Below are 4,060 nucleotides of genomic sequence, written 5' to 3'. Positions count from 1 at the left end.
AGCGAAAAGCGATGGTGATGGTGGCGGTCGAAGATCGGAAACGTCAGCCGGATCAGCGGCGTGCCGGTGTCGCGCTCCAGATACTTGCCATAGGAGTTGCCGATCAGCAGGTCCCCCGGCTCGGTGAAGAGCAGCGAGCGCATCGCCCAGAGGTCCTTGCCCGCCCAGACTTGAGCATCCTTGCCGAAGGGCGATGATGCAAGCAGTTCCTTCAACTCGGCTTCCCATGCCGAGGTGCCGTTGGTGGCGAGGCAATGGGTTGGCTCGCCGCCCGTCTCCATGATGAAGCGGGCCATGCCGTAGACAAAGTCCGGATCGCCGTAGATGGCGTATTTCTTACCGTGCAGCCAGGATTGGCTGTCCGCCATGGCGTCAACAAGTCGGCCGCGCTCGAGGCGGAGTGCCTCGGGGATTTGCTTGCCGGAAATCGCGGAGACTTCCATCAGGAAGTCGTCGGTAGCCTTGACTCCGAGCGGGTAATGGAACGAGGCCGTCGCCTGCCCCACTCCCTCGCAATACTCCAATGTTTTGCGGGTGTTGTAATGCTGCAGCGACAGCGTCGCCTCGGCGTTGAGTGCCTCCCTCACGTCTTCGATCTTCGTGCCGCCGTCATACATGCGGTATTCGCCGTCGGACGGCGTGTCGAACTGGTCAGAGGCGTCTTGGATGAAGGTATAGGACACGCCTATCAGATCAAGCAGGCGCTTGAGTTCCCGGTTGTTGCCAACACAGAAGCCGTCGAAACCCGGAATGACGTTGATGGTCCCCTCGGCTTCCGTTCGCTCCTCGCCTTTCCAGAAATGCTCCAAAATCCCCTTGAGCGTGACGTCGTAGCCATCGACATGACTGCCGACGAAGGCCGGCGTATGGGCGAATGGGACGTCGAAGTCGCGCGGGACCGAGCCTTCGTCCTTGGCGTTCTCGATGAAGCTGTGCAGATCGTCGCCAATGACCTCCGCCATACAAGTGGTCGAGACGGCGATCATCTTCGGGTCGTAGAGTTGGTACGTGTTGGCGAGCCCATCGACCAGGTTCTTCAGGCCGCCGAACACTGCCGCGTCCTCGGTCATCGAGGAGGAAACCGCCGAAGCAGGCTCCTTGAAATGGCGCGACAGGTGCGAGCGGTAATAGGCCACGCAGCCCTGGCTGCCATGGACGAAGGACATGGTTCGCTCGAAGCCTGCGGCCGCGAACACCGCGCCGAGCGGCTGGAAGGCCTTGGCGGGGTTCACGACCAGGGCTTGGCGAGCAAGGTTCTTTTCGCGGTATTCCCACGTCTTGGTGAATTCGCCTTGGTCGGTAACGATCTGGTCCGGGTGAGGACATTCGAAATTCAGCCTCTTCTCGGCGAGCATCTGCCTGTATTCCGGCTCGCGGAACAGGGGCGCGTGGTCGAGAACTTTTTCAGCCGACTGCGGCATGGGTGGTTACCTCTTTCCATCTGGCCCGCCATACGGCGGCACAGGGACGTCGAAACGGTTTCAGGTCTCCCGCGGACAAGCGGCCACAGGCGTTCGCGGCCTCCCGGCTTCCGGGAGGCCAGGGTTTCATTCGGCTGCGATCGCCGCCGACGGCTCGGCTTTTTTCTTCCAGGGGGCGTCGTAGAGGTTCCAGACCGGGTTGTTGATGGCCAGGTCCATATCGCGCGCGAAGATGGCGAACCCGTCGTAGCCATGATACGGGCCGGAATAATCCCAGGAATGCATTTGACGGAACGGTATGCCCATCTTCTGGACCGGGTACTTTTCTTTGATGCCGGAGCCCACGAGATCAGGACGGATCCCCTCGATGAACTTCTCCAGCTCGTAACCAGTCACGTCGTCATAGATCAGCGTGCCCTTTTTCACGTAGTGGCCGGTGCGCTGATAATCGTCGTTATGGCCAAATTCGTAGCCAGTGCCGACAATAACCATGCCCAGGTCCTCATATGCCGTTACGACGTGACGGGGGCGCAGCCCGCCGACATAGAGCATCACCGTCCTGCCTTCGAGGCGCGGCCGGTACTTGGCGATGACCGCATCGACCAGCGGTCGGTATTTGGCGATGACCGCCTCGGCCTTGGCCTCGATTTCCGGCCCGAAGTGCTTGGCTATCTTGCGCAGAGAGGCTTCAGTCTGGGAGGGGCCGAAGAAATTGTACTCCATCCAGGCGATGCCATACTTTTCCTCCATATGCCGGCAGATGTAGTTCATCGACCTGTAGCAATGGATGAGATTGAGCTTGGCCTTTGGCGCCCGCTCTATTTCGACCAGGGTAGCGTCGCCCGACCAGTTGCCGACCACGCGCAGGCCCATCTCCTCGAGCAGGATGCGCGAAGCCCAGGCGTCGCCGCCGATATTATAGTCGCCGATCACATTGACATCGTACGGGCCGGCCTCGAACTCGACGTCCTTCTTCTCGAACACCCAGTCGCGGATCGCGTCGTTGGCGATGTGGTGGCCAAGGGATTGCGAGACGCCGCGGAAGCCCTCGCAGCGCACCGGCACGATTGTCTTTCCGTGCTCCTTTGCCTTGTTGCGGGACACAGCTTCGGTGTCGTCGCCAATCAGCCCGATCGGGCATTCGGATTGCACAGTCATGCCCTTGTTCAGCGGAAACAGTTCCTCGATCTCGTCGATGATCCGTTCCAGCTTCTTGTCGCCGCCGAAAACAATGTCCTTCTCCTGGAAATCGGAGGTGAACTGCATGGTGACGAACGTGTCGATGCCGGTCGTGCCGACGTAGTAGTTTCGGCGTTGAGACCAGGAATATTGCCCGCAGCCGACCGGGCCGTGCGAGATATGGACCATATCCTTGACCGGACCCCACACCACGCCTTTCGAGCCGGCATAGGCGCAGCCGCGAATCGTCATCACGCCGGGGATGGACTTGATGTTCGATTTGACCTCGCATTCGGAAAGGACCTCGCTTTCCTCGCCAGCCTCGTCGCCGCTCTTTGCCACGCTGAGGTGCTTTCTGCGCCGCTTCGCCGATTTGTCAGGATATTGCGACAGCACTTCCTCGATAAGCCTCGCATGGAGGCCACCGTCATTCTCGTATTCCAGGCTCATGGGACCCCTTTCAAGGTTCAGGGTGGCGCCTCACCGACGAGGCGCCGTTCTTTGAAAGACGCACCAGGTCAGGCGGCGCCTCATGTCGGCAGTGGTCGCTACTGTGCGGCCGCCTTAGCCGCTTCCTTGACCTGAAGCTCGGCGAGCATCTGCTCGTCCGTCTTCATGATGCCGAAGTCGAGCAGCATGTCCTCGAGCTCCTCCATGGTGATCGGGGTCGGGATGGTGCCCTGGCCCGAATTCCCATGGATCTTCTCGGCCAGCGCCCTGTATTCGCCGGCCTGCTTGGAGTCCGGCGCATACTGGATCACAGACATCTTCCTGAGCTCGGCGTGCTGGACGATGTTGTCGCGCGGCACGAAGTGGATAAGTTTGGAATTGAGCCTGGAAGCAAGCGCCTCGGCGAGGTCGAGTTCGCGGTCAGTTTGGCGCTCGTTGCAGATCAGGCCCCCGAGCCGCACGCCGCCCGAATGGGCGTATTTCAGGATGCCCTTGGCGATGTTGTTGGCGGCATAGAGCGCCATCATCTCGCCGGACATGACGATGTAGATTTCCTGGGCCTTGTTCTCGCGGATCGGCATCGCGAAACCGCCACACACCACATCCCCGAGCACGTCGTAGGAGACATAGTCGACATCGTCGTAGGCGCCGTTCTCCTCGAGGAAGTTGATCGAGGTGATCACGCCGCGGCCGGCGCAGCCGACACCTGGCTCGGGTCCGCCCGACTCCACGCATTTGATGCCTTTGTAGCCGACCTTGAGCACGTCCGCGAGTTCCAGGTCTTCCACCGAACCTTCCTCTGCCGCGAGATGCAGGACCGTATCCTGCGCCTTCGCGTTGAGGATCAGGCGGGTGGAGTCGGCTTTGGGGTCGCAGCCGACGATGAGGATTCTCTGCCCGAGGTCGACCAGGGCGGCGAGCGTATTTTGGGAGGTGGTGGACTTGCCGATGCCGCCCTTGCCGTAAAAGGCCATCTGACGCAAACCTGACATGTAGCTTTCCTTCCTTCG

The 4,060-nt window shown here is 60.6% G+C and carries 3 protein-coding genes; all 3 read right to left on the bottom strand.

What is annotated here, in order from left to right; genetic code table 11:
* On the bottom strand, positions 1-1,421 hold a 1,421-nt coding region (nifK, locus tag NKH35_RS30775), incomplete at its 3' end, for a nitrogenase molybdenum-iron protein subunit beta (protein WP_352917455.1).
* Positions 1,422-1,547: 126 nt separating this feature from the next.
* A complete protein-coding gene (gene nifD / locus NKH35_RS30770) occupies positions 1,548-3,050 on the bottom strand; it encodes a nitrogenase molybdenum-iron protein alpha chain (RefSeq protein ID WP_023706404.1) in 1,503 nt (500 codons plus the stop codon).
* Between the two features lie 98 nt (positions 3,051-3,148).
* Positions 3,149-4,042, bottom strand: coding sequence for a nitrogenase iron protein (gene nifH, locus NKH35_RS30765; RefSeq protein WP_352917453.1), 894 nt, complete (start codon positions 4,040-4,042; stop codon positions 3,149-3,151).
* Positions 4,043-4,060 lie beyond the last annotated feature (18 nt).

The organism is Mesorhizobium sp. M1143, from assembly GCF_040318435.1.
In the GTDB taxonomy this organism is placed as follows: Bacteria; Pseudomonadota; Alphaproteobacteria; order Rhizobiales; family Rhizobiaceae; genus Mesorhizobium.
Note: the sequence above shows the minus strand (reverse complement) of the source record. Positions and strands in the feature narration are given on the sequence as shown.

What these genes read in the sequence shown, in the direction of transcription:
- nifD (WP_023706404.1), bottom strand. Translation starts at nt 3,050, where the DNA reads ATGAGCCTGGAATACGAGAATGACGGTGGCCTCCATGCGAGGCTTATC.
- nifH (WP_352917453.1), bottom strand. Translation starts at nt 4,042, where the DNA reads ATGTCAGGTTTGCGTCAGATGGCCTTTTACGGCAAGGGCGGCATCGGC.